At 75.2% G+C, this 15,239-nt stretch carries 12 protein-coding genes; 5 read left to right on the forward strand and 7 right to left on the reverse strand.

All coding sequences use genetic code 11. The features are described from left to right. Positions 1–59: 59 nt before the first annotated feature. The 4 genes from topA to dnaX all read right to left on the reverse strand — a co-directional run bounded on the left by topA (position 60) and on the right by dnaX (position 6,004). Positions 60–2,813: a type I DNA topoisomerase gene (gene topA, locus VF202_03380; protein ID HEX7039137.1), complete on the reverse strand. Its 2,754-nt coding sequence runs from the start codon at positions 2,811–2,813 to the stop codon at positions 60–62. Positions 2,814–3,076: 263 nt separating this feature from the next. Beyond that, entirely contained in the window at positions 3,077–3,673 is a 597-nt protein-coding gene (recR, locus tag VF202_03385) for a recombination mediator RecR (protein HEX7039138.1), read from the reverse strand. A gap of 22 nt (positions 3,674–3,695) precedes the next feature. Continuing rightward, positions 3,696–4,007 (reverse strand): YbaB/EbfC family nucleoid-associated protein, encoded by a 312-nt coding sequence (locus VF202_03390; GenBank protein ID HEX7039139.1) that lies wholly within the window; start codon positions 4,005–4,007, stop codon positions 3,696–3,698. A 32-nt stretch (positions 4,008–4,039) separates the two neighbouring features. Then, positions 4,040–6,004, reverse strand: coding sequence for a DNA polymerase III subunit gamma/tau (gene dnaX, locus VF202_03395; protein HEX7039140.1), 1,965 nt, complete (start codon positions 6,002–6,004; stop codon positions 4,040–4,042). A 130-nt stretch (positions 6,005–6,134) separates the two neighbouring features. On the opposite strand from dnaX, the gene VF202_03400 reads away from it, so the two are divergent. Next, positions 6,135–7,049, forward strand: coding sequence for a patatin-like phospholipase family protein (locus VF202_03400; GenBank protein HEX7039141.1), 915 nt, complete (start codon positions 6,135–6,137; stop codon positions 7,047–7,049). Between the two features lie 67 nt (positions 7,050–7,116). Here VF202_03400 and VF202_03405 read toward each other — a convergent pair whose 3' ends face one another. Further along, positions 7,117–8,976: an FAD-dependent oxidoreductase gene (locus VF202_03405; protein HEX7039142.1), complete on the reverse strand. Its 1,860-nt coding sequence runs from the start codon at positions 8,974–8,976 to the stop codon at positions 7,117–7,119. Further along, the gene (locus VF202_03410) at positions 8,973–10,136 is read right to left on the reverse strand and encodes a glycosyltransferase (GenBank protein ID HEX7039143.1); all 1,164 of its coding nucleotides are present in this window, start codon (positions 10,134–10,136) and stop codon (positions 8,973–8,975) included. The genes VF202_03405 and VF202_03410 overlap by 4 nt, the downstream gene beginning before the upstream one ends. A 63-nt stretch (positions 10,137–10,199) precedes the next feature. On the opposite strand from VF202_03410, the gene VF202_03415 reads away from it, so the two are divergent. Continuing rightward, on the forward strand, positions 10,200–11,279 hold the full coding sequence (locus VF202_03415; protein HEX7039144.1) for a protease complex subunit PrcB family protein: 1,080 nt from the start codon (positions 10,200–10,202) through the stop codon (positions 11,277–11,279). A gap of 81 nt (positions 11,280–11,360) precedes the next feature. Here VF202_03415 and VF202_03420 read toward each other — a convergent pair whose 3' ends face one another. Continuing rightward, positions 11,361–12,509, reverse strand: a complete 1,149-nt coding sequence (locus VF202_03420) for a deoxyguanosinetriphosphate triphosphohydrolase (protein ID HEX7039145.1) — start codon at positions 12,507–12,509, stop codon at positions 11,361–11,363. A 23-nt stretch (positions 12,510–12,532) separates the two neighbouring features. On the opposite strand from VF202_03420, the gene VF202_03425 reads away from it, so the two are divergent. From VF202_03425 to VF202_03435, 3 genes are read left to right on the forward strand one after another with little or no spacing between them, the layout of a single operon-like run. Then, complete coding sequence (locus tag VF202_03425; GenBank protein HEX7039146.1) at positions 12,533–13,321, forward strand: inositol monophosphatase family protein; 789 nt, start codon at positions 12,533–12,535, stop codon at positions 13,319–13,321. A gap of 5 nt (positions 13,322–13,326) precedes the next feature. Further along, positions 13,327–14,592 (forward strand): flavodoxin-dependent (E)-4-hydroxy-3-methylbut-2-enyl-diphosphate synthase, encoded by a 1,266-nt coding sequence (gene ispG, locus VF202_03430; GenBank protein ID HEX7039147.1) that lies wholly within the window; start codon positions 13,327–13,329, stop codon positions 14,590–14,592. After that, positions 14,589–15,161, forward strand: coding sequence for a cob(I)yrinic acid a,c-diamide adenosyltransferase (locus VF202_03435; protein HEX7039148.1), 573 nt, complete (start codon positions 14,589–14,591; stop codon positions 15,159–15,161). Before ispG ends, VF202_03435 begins: the two co-directional genes overlap by 4 nt. The last annotated feature ends 78 nt before the right edge of the window (positions 15,162–15,239 follow it).

Consider the following 15,239-nt stretch of genomic DNA (forward strand, 5'->3'; position numbering starts at 1 on the left):
CCGGCGGCCGTCCGCCGCGGACGTCCCCGCGCTGCCGGCCGCCCGCGTCGCGCCGGCCCTCAGGCGGTCTTCGTCTTGCGGGCGCCGCTCCTCGTCGTCCGGCCCTTGACGGTCCGCGTGCGCGCGGGCTTCTGCGCCGTCGACGACTTCGCCTTCCGCGCCGTCCTCGACCCCTTGGCGGCGGCCTTCCGCCCCCGCTTGGCGCCGCCCTTGGCCGCGGCGGCCTGGGCGCGCGCGTCGAGCAGGGCCAGCGCCTGCTCCAGCGTCACCTCCTCCGGCGACACGTCCTTGGGCAGGGAGGCGTTGAGCTTGCCGCGCTTCACGTAGGGCCCGTAGCGTCCCTCGCGCACGTCGACGACCTCGCCCGTGCGCTCGTCCACCCCGAGCTCGCGCAGGGCCGCCCCGCCGCGCTGCGCCTTCCTGCGCAGCAGCTCGAGCGCCTCGTCGAGCGTCACGTCGAGGACGAACCTGTCCTTCGGCAGCGAGGCGTAGGTGCGCCCGTGACGCACGTAGGGCCCGTAGCGGCCGATGCCGACGTCGACGGCGCCGCCCTCGGGGTGCTCGCCCAGGGTCTTCGGCAGGGCGATGAGCGCCAGGGCCATCTCCGGGGTCACGTCGTGCGGGGCCACGCCGGGCGGGAGGGAGACGCGCTTGGGCTTCTCCGCGCCCTCGCCGGTGCCGAGCTGCAGGTAGGGGCCGAACGGTCCGCGCTTGAGGAGCACGGGCTCGCCCGTCTCCGGCTCTGTGGCGAGGGTCACGTCGCCGAGGTTGCCCTCGCGCAGGTAGCGCTCCAGGTCCTCGCGCGTGAGGTCGGCGGGGGCCACGTCGCCGGGCAGCGACGCGGTCTTCACCTCCCCGTCCAGCTCGCCCTCCACGTACGGGCCGTAGCGCCCCACGCGCACGACGTACGGGTCCCACTTGGCGGCCGTGACCGTGGAGATCGCGCGGGCGTCGATGCCCTCCATCGCCTGCTCGACGCGCCTGACGATGCCGTCCTCGCCCAGGTAGAAGTCGTGCAGGTAGGTGTCGCTCGGTCGCTCGCCGGCGGCGATGGCGTCGAGGATCGCCTCCATGCCGGCGGTGAACTCGGTGTCGACGAGGCGCCTGAACTGCCGCTCGAGGAGCGCCGTGGTCGCGAACGCGGTGAACGTGGGCACGAGCTGCTGCCCGACCTTGCGGGCGTAGCCGCGCGTGAGGATCGTGTCGATGATCGAGGCGTAGGTGCTCGGCCTGCCGATGCCCTCGGCCTCGAGGACCTTCACGAGGCTGGCGTCGGTGTAGCGCGCGGGCGGCTTGGTCTCGTGCCCGAGCGCCTGCACGCCCTCGCACGCCAGCTCCGCGCCGCGCGCCAGGGGCGGCAGCGGCTGGTCGCGGTCGTCGAGGGCGGCCTCGGGGTCGTCGGAGCCCTCGACGTAGGCCCTGAAGTAGCCGGGGAAGACGACGGTGCGGCCCGAGGCGCGGAAGCCGAGCACGGGCTCGGCGCCGGCGGACGCGTCCCCCAGCGCGTCGGCGAGGGCCGACGCGTCGGACAGGCGCGCCGCGATGCGCGCCGTGACGGTCTTCAGGCGCGCCTCCTTCATCTGCGTGGCCACCGTGCGCTTCCAGATCAGGTCGTAGAGGCGTGCCTCGACGCCGCGCAGGCCGTGCTCCTCGGCCGTGCGCATCTGCGTGCCGGCGGGACGTATCGCCTCGTGCGCCTCCTGCGCGGCCTTGGCGCGCTGGCGGTAGCGTCGCGGGCTCGCGGTGAGGTACGCCTCGCCGTAGCGCCGCCTGATGGCGTCGCGCGCCGCCGTGAGGGCCTCGTTCGAGAGGTGCACCGAGTCGGTGCGCATGTAGGTGATGTAGCCGTTCTCGTACAGCGACTGCGCGATGCGCATCGTCTCGCGGGCCGCGAGGCCGAGCTTCCTGCTGGCCTCCTGCTGCAGCGTCGACGTCGTGAACGGCGGGGCGGGGGAGCGCGACTGCTCCTTCTCCTCGACGTCCAGCACGCGCCAGGACGCGTCCGCGGCGGCGTCGGCCAGGCGCCTCGCGGACGCCTCGCCCAGCAGGACGACGCCCTCGAGGCCGCGCTTCAGGCCGCCCGTGTCGGGGTCGAAGTCGCGCCCCTGGGCGACGCGCCGCTCGGCCACGCTCGTGAGCTCGGCGGTGAAGGCGCCGCCCGCGGCGGCGAGCCGGGCGGTCAGGTCCCAGTAGCTGCCGGCGACGAAGTCGAGGCGCTCGCGCTCGCGCATGACGAGCAGGCGCACGGCCACGCTCTGCACGCGCCCCGCCGAGAGACGGGGCGCGATCTTGCGCCACAGCAGGGGGCTCAGCTCGTAGCCGACGAGCCTGTCGAGCACGCGCCTGGTCTCCTGGGCGTCGACGAGGTCGAGGTCGATCTGCCTGGTGTTCTCCAGGGCGTCGCGGATGGCCTGCTCGGTGATCTCGTGGAACACCATCCGCTTCACGGGCACCCGGGGCTCGAGCACCTCGACGAGGTGCCAGCCTATCGACTCGCCCTCGCGGTCCTCGTCCGTCGCGATGTAGACCTCGTCGGCCTGCTTGAGGGCGGCCTTGAGGCGGCGCACGACCTCGCGCTTGCCCGGCGCCACGACGTAGACGGGCTTGAAGCCGGCCTCGACGTTCACGCCGAGCCGCGACCAGCTCTCCTTGCGGATCTCCTCGGGGATCTCGGCCGCGGAGGAGGGCAGGTCGCGCACGTGGCCCATGCTGGCCTCTACCTGGTAGCCCGGCGGCAGGAAGCGGCTGATGGTCCTCGCCTTGGTGGGCGACTCGACGATGACCAGGCGGTTGCGGGGTCGTGGCTCTGACAAGCTCAGGAGTTCCCCCTCCCGGGAAGCCGGCACATTATACGGGCGCCTTCCGAGCGGTCAAGATGCGGTCCCGAACGTGAGATAACGCCCATCGGGACGCTCCTAAACGGCGAGGGGGCCCGCCCGGCGGGAGGGCGTCCGGACGGCACGTCCGCGGCGGCGGGGCAGCGCGGCGGCGCCCGCCACGGCGGACGGTCGGCCCAGCGGCGCGGCGGACCGGTGGCCGGGCGCTCGGGCGGCGCGCCGGTTCCCCGGTCGAGCGGTCAGACGGCGCGCCGGTTGCTGATGGCCCTGCCGAGCGTGACCTCGTCGGCGTACTCGAGGTCGCCGCCCACCGGCAGGCCGTAGGCGATGCGGCTCACGGTGATGGGCAGGTCCTGCAGCTGCCTGGCGAGGTAGAGCGCCGTGGCCTCGCCCTCGACCGTCGTGGACGTGGCCAGCACGACCTCGGAGACGCCGGCGAGGCGGTCCAGGAGGGCCGCGACCGTGAGCTCCTCGGGGCCCACGCCGTTCATGGGGCTGAGGGCGCCGTGCAGCACGTGGTAGAGGCCGCGGAACTCGCCGCTCCTCTCGATCGCCAGCACGTCGGCGGGCTGCTCGACGACGCAGATCGTCGCGCGGTCGCGCGTCTCGTCGGTGCAGACGGCGCAGGCCTCCTCGCCGGCGCTCATGACGTTGAAGCAGACGGGGCAGCGCGCCAGGCCGCTCTTGGCGCCCAACAGCGCCTCGGCCAGCGCCCTGACGTCCTCCTCCGGCCTGTTGAAGAGGTGGAAGGCGAGGCGCTGGGCGCTCTTCGGCCCGATGCCGGGCAGCCGCCCCAGCTCGCGTATCAGCGTGGTGAGGGGGGTGGGGTACCTCACTCCGGCCCGCTTCTCGTCGCGGTCAGAAGAGCCCTCCCAGGCCGGCCATGCCGCCCATGACCGAGCCGAGCTCCCGCTCCTGCAGCTCCTTCGCCCGCCGCTGCGCCTCCGACACCGCGGCCGTCACGAGGTCCTCGAGCATCTCCACGTCCTCGGGGTCGACGACGCTCCTGTCGATGCGCACCGACGCGATCGTGCCGTCGCCCTTGGCCACGGCCGTGACCATGCCGGCGCCGGCCGACCCCTCCACCGTCATCTCCGCCAGGCGCTCCTGGGCCTCGGCCATCTTCTGCTGGGCCCTCTGCGCCTCCTTCATCAGCTTCTGGATGTTCATGCGTCTCCTCGGGCCCGCTGGGGGCCGCTGCCTCAGCGGTCGTCCGGCGCGGCGCCGAACTCGAGGCGGTCCTGTCCTTCGTCATCGTATCCCTGGGGTTCGTCCTCGGACGCATCCGGCGCTGCGTCGCCCAGGGCGCTCTCGCCCCGCGGCGCGCGCGGCCTGAACTCGATCACGCGTCCGGGGAAGAGCTGCTGGAGCTGGGCCAGCGAGGAGCCGGGCGCGGACCCGGCGGGCGTCTCCTCGGCCGCTTCGCCCAGCGGCTCGGCGGGCGACTCGTCCCAGAAGCCGGCCGGCAGCTCCTCGTACGCCTCGTCCACCGCCGACGGCGCCTCGGCCTCGGCTGGCGCCGCGTCGTCGGTGCCCGCCTCGTCGTCTGGCTCCTCGCCTGGCGCCGCGTCGGGGAGGTCCGGGGTCGGCGCTGCGGCCTCCCGGCCCGACGCGGCGTCGCCGCCGCGCGCTGCCGGGCCGGGCGCTCCTCCCGTCCTCGCCCCTCCGGCGCTCCGCGGACCGGTGGCGGGCGCGTCGTCGGCGCCCGCGGCGAGCCTGCGCCGCCCGCCCGAGCCGCTGCCGCGCGGGCCCTTGAGCTCGACGGTGAGGCCCGGCCCGGCGACCCGCGCGATCAGCTCCTCGAGCTCCGCGCGGCGGGCGAGCACCTGCTCGTAGTGGAAGCGCCAGTTCTCGCCGAAGGTGACCGTGACGCGGCCGCCCTCCTCGGCGGCCTGCGCGGGCTGCAGGAGGGCCTTGAGCTGCGGCGCGGCGGCCGAGCGCACGGCGTGCCAGGAGAACTGTCGCCGGCCCGCGCCGCCGGCGCCCTCCGCGCCCGCGGGGGCCCGGTCGGGCGCGGCCTCCGCGTCAGGGGCCCCCGGAGCGTCCCCGGCGGGGCCCGGCGGCGGCGCTTCCGCGGCGCTCGGGCGCGAGGGCGGGGCGTCCGCGACCACGGGCTCCTCCGACGCGGCCCCGCGCGCGCCCTGGGCGGACGCGCCGGCGCCGGCGGCCTTGATCAACGCGACCTCCAGGCCGTAGAGGTCGTCGCGGCGGGTGAACCTGTCCTGCTCCTCGTCGAGCGCGTGGATCAGCGCCACGAGCCGCGACGCGTCGTCTCCGCGCCCCAGGGCCTCGTGGAGGAGGTCGCGCAGGGTGCGGCCGAGCTGCTCGGCGACCGTGCGCGGCGCGAAGCCAGCGCGGTAGAGGTCGCCCGCCTGCGGGAGTAGCGCGGCCAGGTCGCCGCCGATGAGGGCCTCGGCGAGGGCGACGAGCCGCTCGCGGGGCGGCAGGCCCAGCGCGTCCTCCGCCGCGGACGCCGTGATGGGACCGCCGCCGACGAGCAGCCGCTCGAGCAGCGACTCCGCGTCGCGCATCGCGCCGTCGGCCGCCCTGGCGACGAGGGCCAGCGCCGCCTCCTCGGCCTCCACGCCGGCCTCGGAGCAGAGGCGCGCGAGCTTGCCGAGGATCTCGGCGTCGGTGAGGCGCCTGAACCTGAAGTGCTGGCAGCGGGAGAGGATCGTGGGCGGCAGCTTCTCCGGCTCGGTGGTGGCGAGCACGAACATCAGCCCGGGCGGCGGCTCCTCGAGCGTCTTCAGCAGCGCGTTCGCGGCCGGCCGGCTGAGCATGTGGGCCTCGTCGAGGATCCACACGCGCGTGCCGCCGCGCAGGCTGGCCAGCCCCACGCGCTCGCGCAGGGCCCGCACGTCGTCGACCGAGTTGTTCGAGGCGGCGTCGAGCTCGATCACGTCGGGATGGGCGCCGTCGCGCACCAGGCGGCACGACTCGCACTCGCCGCAGGGTCTGTCGGCGGGGTCCTCCCGCTCGCAGTTCACGGCCATCGCCATGAGGCGCGCCGTCGTCGTCTTGCCGACGCCGCGAGGCCCCGAGAACAGGTAGGCGTGACCGGTGAGGCCCCGCGCCACGGCCGAGGCCAGCACGTCCTTGACGTGCTCCTGCCCCACGACCTGGTCGAAGGTGTAGGGCCTGGCGCGCTGGTAGAGGGCCGTCATCCCCGCCGGCAGTGTAGCACCGCCCGTCGCCGCTTCCCGGTGCGGGGCGGCGCGAGGATCCGCGTCCTGGTCGGGGCTCGTCCGCGTCGACTCCCGGGCGGGGCGCGCCCCGGGTGCTACCATGTCCCGCATGTCCGAGGCGGGCAGCGGCGCGGCCGTCGGGGTCGCCCTCGGCGGCGGCGCGGCCCGCGGGGTGGCGCACGTGGGGGCCCTCAAGGCGCTCGACGCCGCCGGGGTGCGAGTCGCCGGCGTGGCCGGCACGAGCTACGGAGCCGTGATAGCGGCGCTCTACGCGCTGGGCAGCCCCGCGCTCGAGATCGAGCGCACGGTGCGCGCCCAGGACGTCGCCGAGCTGTGGCGGCAGGCCCTCGACTTCGGCCTGCACGAGGGCGGCCTGGTGCGCGGACGGCGCCTGTCGAGCTGGCTCGACCGGAAGTTCTTCATGGGCGCCACGTTCGCCGACGTCCGCGTGCCCCTGGCCATCGCCTGCACCGACCTCGCCACCGGCCGCCTGCGCGTCCTGCGGTCCGGCGCGATCGCCGACGCCGTGCGGGCCTCGTGCGCCCTGCCCGGCGTCTTCGCCCCGGTGCGCCTGGGCGACGAGGTGCTCATCGACGGCGGCCTGGTCGAGACGGTCCCGTTCCGGGCGTTGGAGACCCTGGGGGTCCCGCTGATGATCGGCGTCCACGCCGGCGTCGACGTCAGCCGCTCGCGCTTCGTCAGGGCGGTCAGGCGCCTCGCCGCCTCGCGGCGCGGACGCGCCTACTACCGCCGCACGGGGGCGCTCGGCGCGCGCGGCGCCGCGAGGCAGCTCGCGCGCGGCCTGGCGATCTCCGCGCGCTCCTACAGCCGGCCCGTGCGCGCGCCGCGCGGCGCCTACGTGGTGTCGGTCGACCCTGGCGTCGCCTGGTGGGACTTCCACCGCTCGCCGCAGTCGATCGCGGCGGGCGAGGCGGCGATGGCGGCGCTCCTGCGCCGCCTGCGCGAGGAGGGTCGGTTGGCCGCGCGGAGCGGCGACGAGCGCGCCGCGCTGCGGGCCGTGTGAGGCGGCACGCGACCGGCGGACCGCGCCCGGCCGGCGCGGCGGGACGAGGCGCCTGCCGGTCCGCCCCTCAACGCGGCGGCGCCTCCGCCAGTGGCGTGACCCGCGCCAGGGCGGCGGCCAGCGCGTAGGCCTGGCCGCGGTCGAGGGGGCCCGGCGGCGGGTCGGCGCGCCAGGCGAGGCCGCTGCCGTGGAGCGCCTCCCAGCCGTCGTCCGGCGGGCAGAACTCGAGCAGGCAGGCCGCCGCCTTGGTGACCGCGGCGGCGACCTCGGGCGTGAGCGGCGCGTCGGGCGCCGCCCGCGCCAGCGCGGCGTCGACGATCGCCTGGCCGAGGTCGGGGCGCAGGTGGAAGCGGGTGGCCACGTTCGCGAGCAGGTAGGCGAACGAGAGCGTCGTGACGGGCGTGGCGAGGCCCGGGTCGTTGGCGTAGCCGCCCGTCGCCAGGCCCCGCGCGACGAGCGTGCGGAACGCCTCGTAGTGGGGGTGGTCGACGGGTCCGGCGGCGCGCCGCGGGCGCACGTCGGGCAGGTAGGCTCCGCGCGCGGCGAGCCTCTCGCGCACCGCCGCCACGGTGGCGGGGTCGCGGGACGCGGTCTGCGGGCTCAGCCCCTCGCGCGCGGCCAGCGCCGCCGCCACGCCGGCGGCCTCGGCCATCGCCATCCCGAACGGGACGACGCGGGCGCTGGCGAACGCCACGGGGTCGTAGCCGGCGCTGCGCCCCACCACCCACAGGCCCGAAGGTCCTCCCGAGGGCACCATCATGCACAGGCGCCCGCCGTACATCTCGGGCACGCCCCACACGAACCCGGTGTCGTGCGGGGTCATCGACTGCGCGTCGAGCGGGTATCCCCCGGCGGCGACGTCCTGCGCGGTCACGCGGTTGTCGAGGACGTCGTCGGCCGTGAGGGTGCAGCGCGCCCTCAGGTGCCGGCTCTCGCGCACGTAGAGCCGCTCGGCGCCGCCGGCGAACACGGCACCCTCGAAGCCGGGCACGTGGTCCGCCAGGTACGCGACGATGCGGGGGCCCTCGTCCAGCCCGCGCCTCCTGCCCTCCTCGCGCGACGCCGGGTCGAGGGGGTCGATGCCGTAGAGCAGCAGGGCGTTGATGAGGACCGTGCCGTCCTCCTGGAGGCCGACGTTCAGCCCGCGCAGGCGCAGGTCGGCCCGGCTCGGCTGGTAGGCCGCCGGCACGCCGCCGAAGGGCCCCCACACGACGCGGTCCTTGGCGACGGCGTAGTCGCGCCCGCGGGCGCGCACGCCGGCGACCAGCTCCCGCCAGTCGACGCCGGCGACGCGCAGGACGAGGGTGTCGGCCATGCGCTGTCCGACCCCGTACGCCGACCAGCCCACGTCGAAGGGCGCGCCGGCGGCGGCCGCCAGGTCGGCGTCGCCGCTGCCGTCGATCACCTGGCCGGCGCCGACCTCGAACGCGCGCTCGTCGCCCGCCACGAACGCGAGGCCCGTGACGACGCCCGGCGCCGCGACGACGGGCTCGACCGCGCGCGCCGACCTCACGACCCGCACGCCGGCGCCCTCCAGCAGGCGCTCGAACGCCTTCTCGGCGTCGGGCACGTCGAACGACTCGCCGCGCCCCACCAGGCGCCACCAGCGGTCGAAGAGGCCCAGCTGGTAGTCGTGGGGCTGGGTCTTGAGGTCGAGGACGTTGAGCTCGCCCAGTACGAACAGGCCGCCGACCCTGTCGTCGGGCGTGACGAGCATCGTCTCTGCGCCCTCCTCCGCGGCCGCCACGGCGGCGGCGATCGCCTCCGGCTCGCTGCCGTAGACGACGACGTCGACGGCGATGCGGGTCGCCTCCCGCGCGCCGGCCGCCGCCGGACCGTCGTGGACTGGGGGCGCCGCGAGCGACCAGGCGGCGAGCGCGGCTAGGCACGCGCAGGCGAAGCGCGCGACCCATGCCCGGGGCCTCAAGCCCTGCCTCCCGCGGGCTCCTTGCGCACCAGCTCGGCCAGCACCGTGTCGGCGACGCGGTAGGCGGCGTCGGCGCGCCCGAGTCGGCGCGCCGCGGCGCGCATCGCCTCGAGCCGCTCGCGCTCGGCCAGTAGGCGCCCGAGCTTGAACGTGAGCGTCGACAGCGGCTCCGCGCTGAGGGCCGCGCCGTTCTCGAGCAGGACGGCGGCGTTCGCCTCCTCCTGCAGCGGGTAGGGGCTGACGAGGATCAGGGGCAGCCCGGCGGCGAGCGCCTCGCTGGAGGTCAGCCCGCCCGGCTTCGTCAGGACCAGGTCGGCGGCCGCCATGCGCGCGGGCACGTCGTCGACGTGGCCGTGCACGCGCACGCGCACGGGCCCGTCGGGCTCGACGTAGCGCCGGCCCAGCCGCGCGAGCCGCTGGCTGCGGCCGGTGACGACCTCCACGTCGAGGGGCCAGCGCAGGCGCCTGAGCCGCTCCAGCACGCCGGACAGGTCCTCCTCCTCGAGGCCGCCGGCCATGACGAGGAGGACGTCGCGGTCCTCGTGCAGCCCGAGCCGCGCCCGGGCCTCCGCCTTGCCGGGCAGGCGGGAGAAGGACGGGTCGACGGGGATGCCGGTGACGCGCACGCGATGCTCGTCGACGCCGGCGGAGACCAGGTGCACCTTCACCTCCTCGATCGCGACGAAGTACCTGGCGATGCCCGGCTGCAGCCAGAGGCTGTGGGCGAAGAAGTCGGTGATGACCTCGGCCTGCGGCAGGGGCGCGCGGCGGCGCATGCGTCCCGCCATCACCTCGGGGCCGAGGAAGTGCGTGTGCACGAGCGCGCGGGGGGCGAAGCGGTCGATGATGCGCGGCAGCTCGTAGGACAGCATGCGGACCACCCGCGCCCGCAGACGCCGCTGCTGCGAGAGGGCCTCTGTCGGGCGCCGGTCCATGCGGCGGCCGAGCCACTCGACGAGGTCGGGGACGCTGCGGACGAGCTCGAAGTAGGCCTGCCGGTAGAGGCGCCTGAACGGCGCCGCCGTGTGCTCGAGGAGGTCGACGTGGCGCGCCTGCGCCCCCCGCTCCAGCAGCGCCGACTCGAGGGCCCTGGCGCAGGCGACGTGCCCTCCGCCGATCGAAGCAGACAGCACCAGCACGCGCTCGCCCGACGCAGGCACCAGGCCAGCATAGCCGCAAGAGGCTCTCAGACGGCCGGTGTTAGCATGCTGCGCGGAGGTCACATGCGCTCTAGGACACTGCTCTGCCTCTCGATACTGGCCACGGTGCTGGTCGCGTGCGAGCCGGAGGCGGAGCGCAGCGCCTCCGACGTGTTCCTCTACGGCGACGAGCCCCGTCGCCTGACGTTCTTCTACGGCGGGCCCGGCGAGCTGGGGTACGAGGGCGGCACGCTGGAGCTCGAGGACGCCCCGGCCGACGACGAGCGCCGCGCCGCCGACGTCAGCGTGCGGAGCGCCCTGCTCGTCGACGGCGAGCCCTACCTCAGCGCCCCGCTCGAGCCGCTCGACGAGCCGCCTGCCGCCGCCGTGCGCATCCCGCTCACGACCGACATGCAGCTCACCGTGAACCATGACGTGGGCGAGGTCGTCTACTACGACGGCAGCAGCTACCTGACGCTGGTGGAGGACGGCTCGCCCGGCGTGACGCAGCGCGTGGTGCCGCGACCGCGCCTCAACGAGCTGCGCGGGCTGGGCCAGCTCACGAACGAGGAGGCCGACGCGCTGGCCGCCGCGCTCGAGGAGCGCGGGCCGTTCGTGCTCGTCGAGCTCGACGAGTCCACGCTGCCCCCCCACCCGATCGACGGCCTGGCCGAGCAGCGCCGCACCGGGCTCTACGTGCAGTCGAGCATCGCCACCGACGAGGAGGCGTTCCGCCCCTCGCCCCGGCAGCTCGCGTGGGAGGTCGTCGCCAGCGGCACGCAGGCGACCGGCGTGGAGGCGCCGCGCTTCGAGCTGATCGCGACGCGGCAGCAGCTCGTCTCGTTCTGGTCGCGCGTGCACGCCAGCCAGCTGCAGCCGCCGCCCCTCCCCGACGCCGACCTCTCGCGCGAGACCCTCGTGGCGATCTTCCAGGGCCGGCAGCCCACCGGCGGCTACTCCGTGCAGGCGCGCCGCGTCTCCGAGGAGCAGGGGGAGCTCTACGTCGACGTCGAGTTCGTCGAGCCGGCCCCCGGGGCCGCCACCACGCAGGCCGTGACGAGCCCGTGGACGCTGGTGCGCGTGCTGCGCAGCGGCTACCCGGTGGCGTGGATCAGGGACGTCTCCGACGGCACGCTCGTGGGGGTGGCGCGGCGTACGGAGTGAGCGCCCTGGGCCCACGGCCGGAGCGCGGCGCCGCCGAAGGGCGGCCCGCCGCTCGCCCGACCTGCGCCGCTCGCGGCCCCCTCAGGTCAGCTCGGCCGGCATGAACAGCCGGCGGTACTCGTCGTTCGCGTAGCGGTCCGTCATGCCAGAGAGGTAGTCGGCCAGGGCGCGGTCGATGCCGTGCTGCTCGGCCTGGCGCTGCACCTCCGGCGGCAGCATCGCCGACGTCTCGCGGTAGGCGCCGAAGAGGCGCTCGAGGATCAGGCGCGCCTTGCGCGACATGCGTATCAGCCGGTAGTGGAAGTAGAAGTTCTGGTAGAGGAAGCCCTTGAGCTCCCTGAGCCTGGCGGCCATGCCCTCGGAGGGCCCGAGCAGCTTCTCGGGGTGGGAGCGGACGTCCTGCAGCGTCCTCACCCCCGCGTCCTCCAGGCGCGCGTGCGTGGCGGTGACGACGTCCGTTATCACGTCGCCGAGCAGCTCCCGCTGCAGCGTGTACCTGTCGTACTTGGTGAAGCCCGCCGGGTCCATGCCCAGGCGCGCCATGAGCTCGCCCACCAGGGGCACCTCGTAGATCTGCTGCGGCGTGAGGTGGCCGGAGCGCAGGCCGTCGTCGAGGTCGTGGGCGTTGTAGGCGACCTCGTCGGCGACGTTGACGACCTGCGCCTCGAGCGACGGCTGGGCGTCCGGCTCCCAGTCGGGGTCGGGCACGTCGTACTCGGTCTCGTGCTTCATGATCCCCTCGAGCGTCTCCCAGGTCAGGTTCAGGCCGGGGAAGCCGGGGTAGCGCCGCTCGAGCTGCGTGACGATGCGCAGGCTCTGGCGGTTGTGGTCGAAGCCGCCGCTGTCCCTCATCAGGTCGTCCAGGGCCTTCTCGCCCGAGTGGCCGAACGGCGGGTGCCCCAGGTCGTGCGCCAGCGCGATCGTCTCGGCGAGGTCCTCGTTGAGACCCAGGGCGCGGGCGATGCTCGTCGCGACCTGCGCGACCTCGAGCGTGTGCGTCAGGCGCGTGCGGTAGTAGTCGCCCTCGTAGTTGACGAAGACCTGGGTCTTGTACTCGAGGCGCCGGAACGCGCTGGTGTGCAGCACCCGGTCCCTGTCCTTCTGGAACGCCGTGCGGTACGCGCTCTCCGCCTCGGGGTGGATGCGACCGCGGGACTCGGCGGCGAGGGTGGCGTAGGGCGCCAGCGTCGCCCTCTCGTTCCGCTCGAGCTGCTCCCTGGTCACGAGCATGGCGGCTGGTATGGTACCACCGCATGGACCTCTCCCGGGCCCTCGGCGTGTGCCTCGAGGCCGTCCACGACGCGGGTCGTCTGACCTTGGGGTACTTCGGCCGGGCTCTCGAGGCGCGCCTCAAGGACGACCGCTCGCCGGTGACCGAGGCCGACGTCAGGGCCGAGGAGCTGATCCGCGCGCGGCTCGAGGCGGCCTTCCCCGACCACGGGATCGTGGGCGAGGAGCACGGCGTCACGAACGAGGGCGCCGCGGCGCGCTGGTACGTGGACCCCATCGACGGCACCAAGGCCTTCGTGCGCGGCGTGCCGCTCTACGGCGTGCTGCTCGCCCTGGAGGTCGAGGGCGAGGTCGTCGTCGGCGCGGCGGGCTTCCCCGCGCTGGGGGAGACCGTCTACGCCGTCAAGGGCGGCGGCGCCTACCTCGACGGGCGCCCGGTGCGGGTGAGGGAGACGGCGAGCCTGGCGGAGGCGCTCGTGTCGTTCACCGACGCCTACGCGTTCGAGCGCGCCGGCCTGGGCGACGCCTGGCGCCGGCTGATGGCCGCCGCCTACCACCGGCCCGGCTGGGGCGACGCCTACGGGCACGCCTGCGTGGCCACCGGCCGCGCCGAGGTGATGATCGACCCGGTGCTGGCGCCGCACGACGCTGGTCCCTTCGGCGTGATCCTGCGCGAGGCCGGAGGCTACTTCGGGGACCTGCGGGGCAACGAGGGCATCCACGGCGGCGCCGGCCTGTCGTGCACGCTCGGCCTGCTGCCGCAGGTCCTCGCGCTGCTGGACGTCGGCGGGGGGAGCCCGGCGGTATCCTGAGCCGCGTGGAGCTGACCCTCAGGCGCAGCACGCCGACGACCTGGGTGGGCCGCGTGCCCATCGGCAGCGGTCACCCCGTCGTGGTGCAGAGCATGACGAACACCGACACGGCCGACGCTGAGGCGACGGCGCTCCAGGTCTTCGACCTGTGGCGCGCCGGCAGCGAGCTCGTGCGCGTCACGGTGAACAACGACGCCGCGGCGCGGGCCGTGCCGGAGATCAGGCGGCGGCTCGACGACATGGGCGCCGACGTGCCCCTGGTGGGCGACTTCCACTTCAACGGCCACAGGCTGCTCGTCGACCACCCCGACATGGCCGCGGCGCTCGACAAGTACCGCGTCAACCCCGGCAACGTCGGCCCCAAGCGCCGCCACGACGAGAACTTCGCGACGATCGTCGACGTCGCCATGCAGCACGGCAAGCCGCTGCGCATCGGCGTGAACTGGGGCTCGCTCGACCAGGAGCTCCTCACGGCGATGATGGACGAGAACGCGCGCCGGGAGGAGCCCTGGGAGGCCCGCGAGGTCCTCATCGAGGCGATGATCAGGAGCGCGCTCACGAGCGCCGAGCTGGCCGAGGCGCGGGGCCTGCCGCACGACCGCATCGTGCTCTCCGCCAAGGTCTCGGGGGTCCGCGACCTGTGGGACGTCTACCGCCGGCTGGCAGCCCGCTGCGACTACCCGCTGCACCTGGGCCTCACCGAGGCCGGCATGGGCGTGCGCGGCGCGGTGGCCAGCGCCGCGGCCCTCACGCCGCTCCTCGCCGACGGCATCGGCGACACGATCCGCGTGTCGCTCACGCCCGACCCGGGCGCGCCGCGCGAGCGCGAGGTCGAGGTGGCGCGCGAGGTGCTGCAGGCCCTCGACCTGAGGCGTTACGCGCCCAGCGTCACGGCCTGCCCCGGCTGCGGCCGCACCACCAGCACGCTGTTCCAGGAGCTGGCGCGCGACGTCCAGGCGTACATCAAGGAGCAGATGCCCGTGTGGCGCGAGCGCTACCCGGGCGTCGAGGACCTGCGCGTCGCGGTGATGGGCTGCGTCGTGAACGGCCCGGGCGAGTCGAAGCACGCCGACATCGGCATCAGCCTGCCGGGCACGGGCGAGTCGCCGCGCGCGCCGGTCTACCAGGACGGCAGGCTCGTGGCCACGCTCCAGGGCGAGGAGATCGTGCCGCGCTTCACGGCGATGCTCGAGGAGTACGTCAGGCGCCGCTTCGGGCCGCGCGGACAGGGGGTCGAGCCGGCGACCCGGCCCGCCGAGGCGCCGCGGTGAAGGTCTACACGCGCACCGGCGACGACGGCACGACGGCCCTGTTCGGCGGGGGGCGCGTGCCGAAGGACGACCTCCGGGTCGCGGCCTACGGGTCCGTCGACGAGGCGAACTCGGCTCTCGGGCTGGCGCGCGCGTCGCTCGCCTCCGAGCCGGAGGGCTCCCCGCTGCGCGCCCTCGACGACGACCTGCAGGCCCTGCAGGCGCTCCTCTTCGACCTCGGCGCCGACCTGGCCACGCCCTTGGGCACCAAGGCGCGCTCCCACGTCACGCCGGTCGACGCGGCGGACGTCGAGCGCCTCGAGGGGCTCATCGACACCTACAGCGAGGAGCTGCCGCCGCTGAGGAGCTTCGTGCTGCCGGCCGGCACGCCCGCCGCCGCCGCGCTGCACCTGGCGCGGTCGGTGGTGAGGCGGGCCGAGCGCGACACGCTGGCGCTGTCCCGCCGCGACGAGGTGAACCCGCGGGCCCTCGTGGTGCTGAACCGCCTCTCCGACCTGCTCTTCACGCTGGCCAGGGTCGCGAACGTGCGCGCCGGCGTGGAGGAGGTCAGGTGGACGCCGCGTCGGTGAGCGACCGGGCCAGGGGGCGACCCGGGGACGGTGGGGCCGGCTCCGGCGGGTTCGCCGGGGACCGTGCCGGTCCGTCGA

The organism is Trueperaceae bacterium, assembly GCA_036381035.1.
Classification (GTDB): Bacteria; Deinococcota; Deinococci; order Deinococcales; family Trueperaceae; genus DASRWD01.

What these genes read in the sequence shown, in the direction of transcription:
- VF202_03390 (HEX7039139.1), bottom strand. Translation starts at nt 4,007, where the DNA reads ATGAACATCCAGAAGCTGATGAAGGAGGCGCAGAGGGCCCAGCAGAAG.
- dnaX (HEX7039140.1), bottom strand. Translation starts at nt 6,004, where the DNA reads ATGACGGCCCTCTACCAGCGCGCCAGGCCCTACACCTTCGACCAGGTC.
- VF202_03400 (HEX7039141.1), top strand. Translation starts at nt 6,135, where the DNA reads ATGTCCGAGGCGGGCAGCGGCGCGGCCGTCGGGGTCGCCCTCGGCGGC.
- VF202_03415 (HEX7039144.1), top strand. Translation starts at nt 10,200, where the DNA reads ATGCGCTCTAGGACACTGCTCTGCCTCTCGATACTGGCCACGGTGCTG.
- VF202_03420 (HEX7039145.1), bottom strand. Translation starts at nt 12,509, where the DNA reads ATGCTCGTGACCAGGGAGCAGCTCGAGCGGAACGAGAGGGCGACGCTG.
- VF202_03425 (HEX7039146.1), top strand. Translation starts at nt 12,533, where the DNA reads ATGGACCTCTCCCGGGCCCTCGGCGTGTGCCTCGAGGCCGTCCACGAC.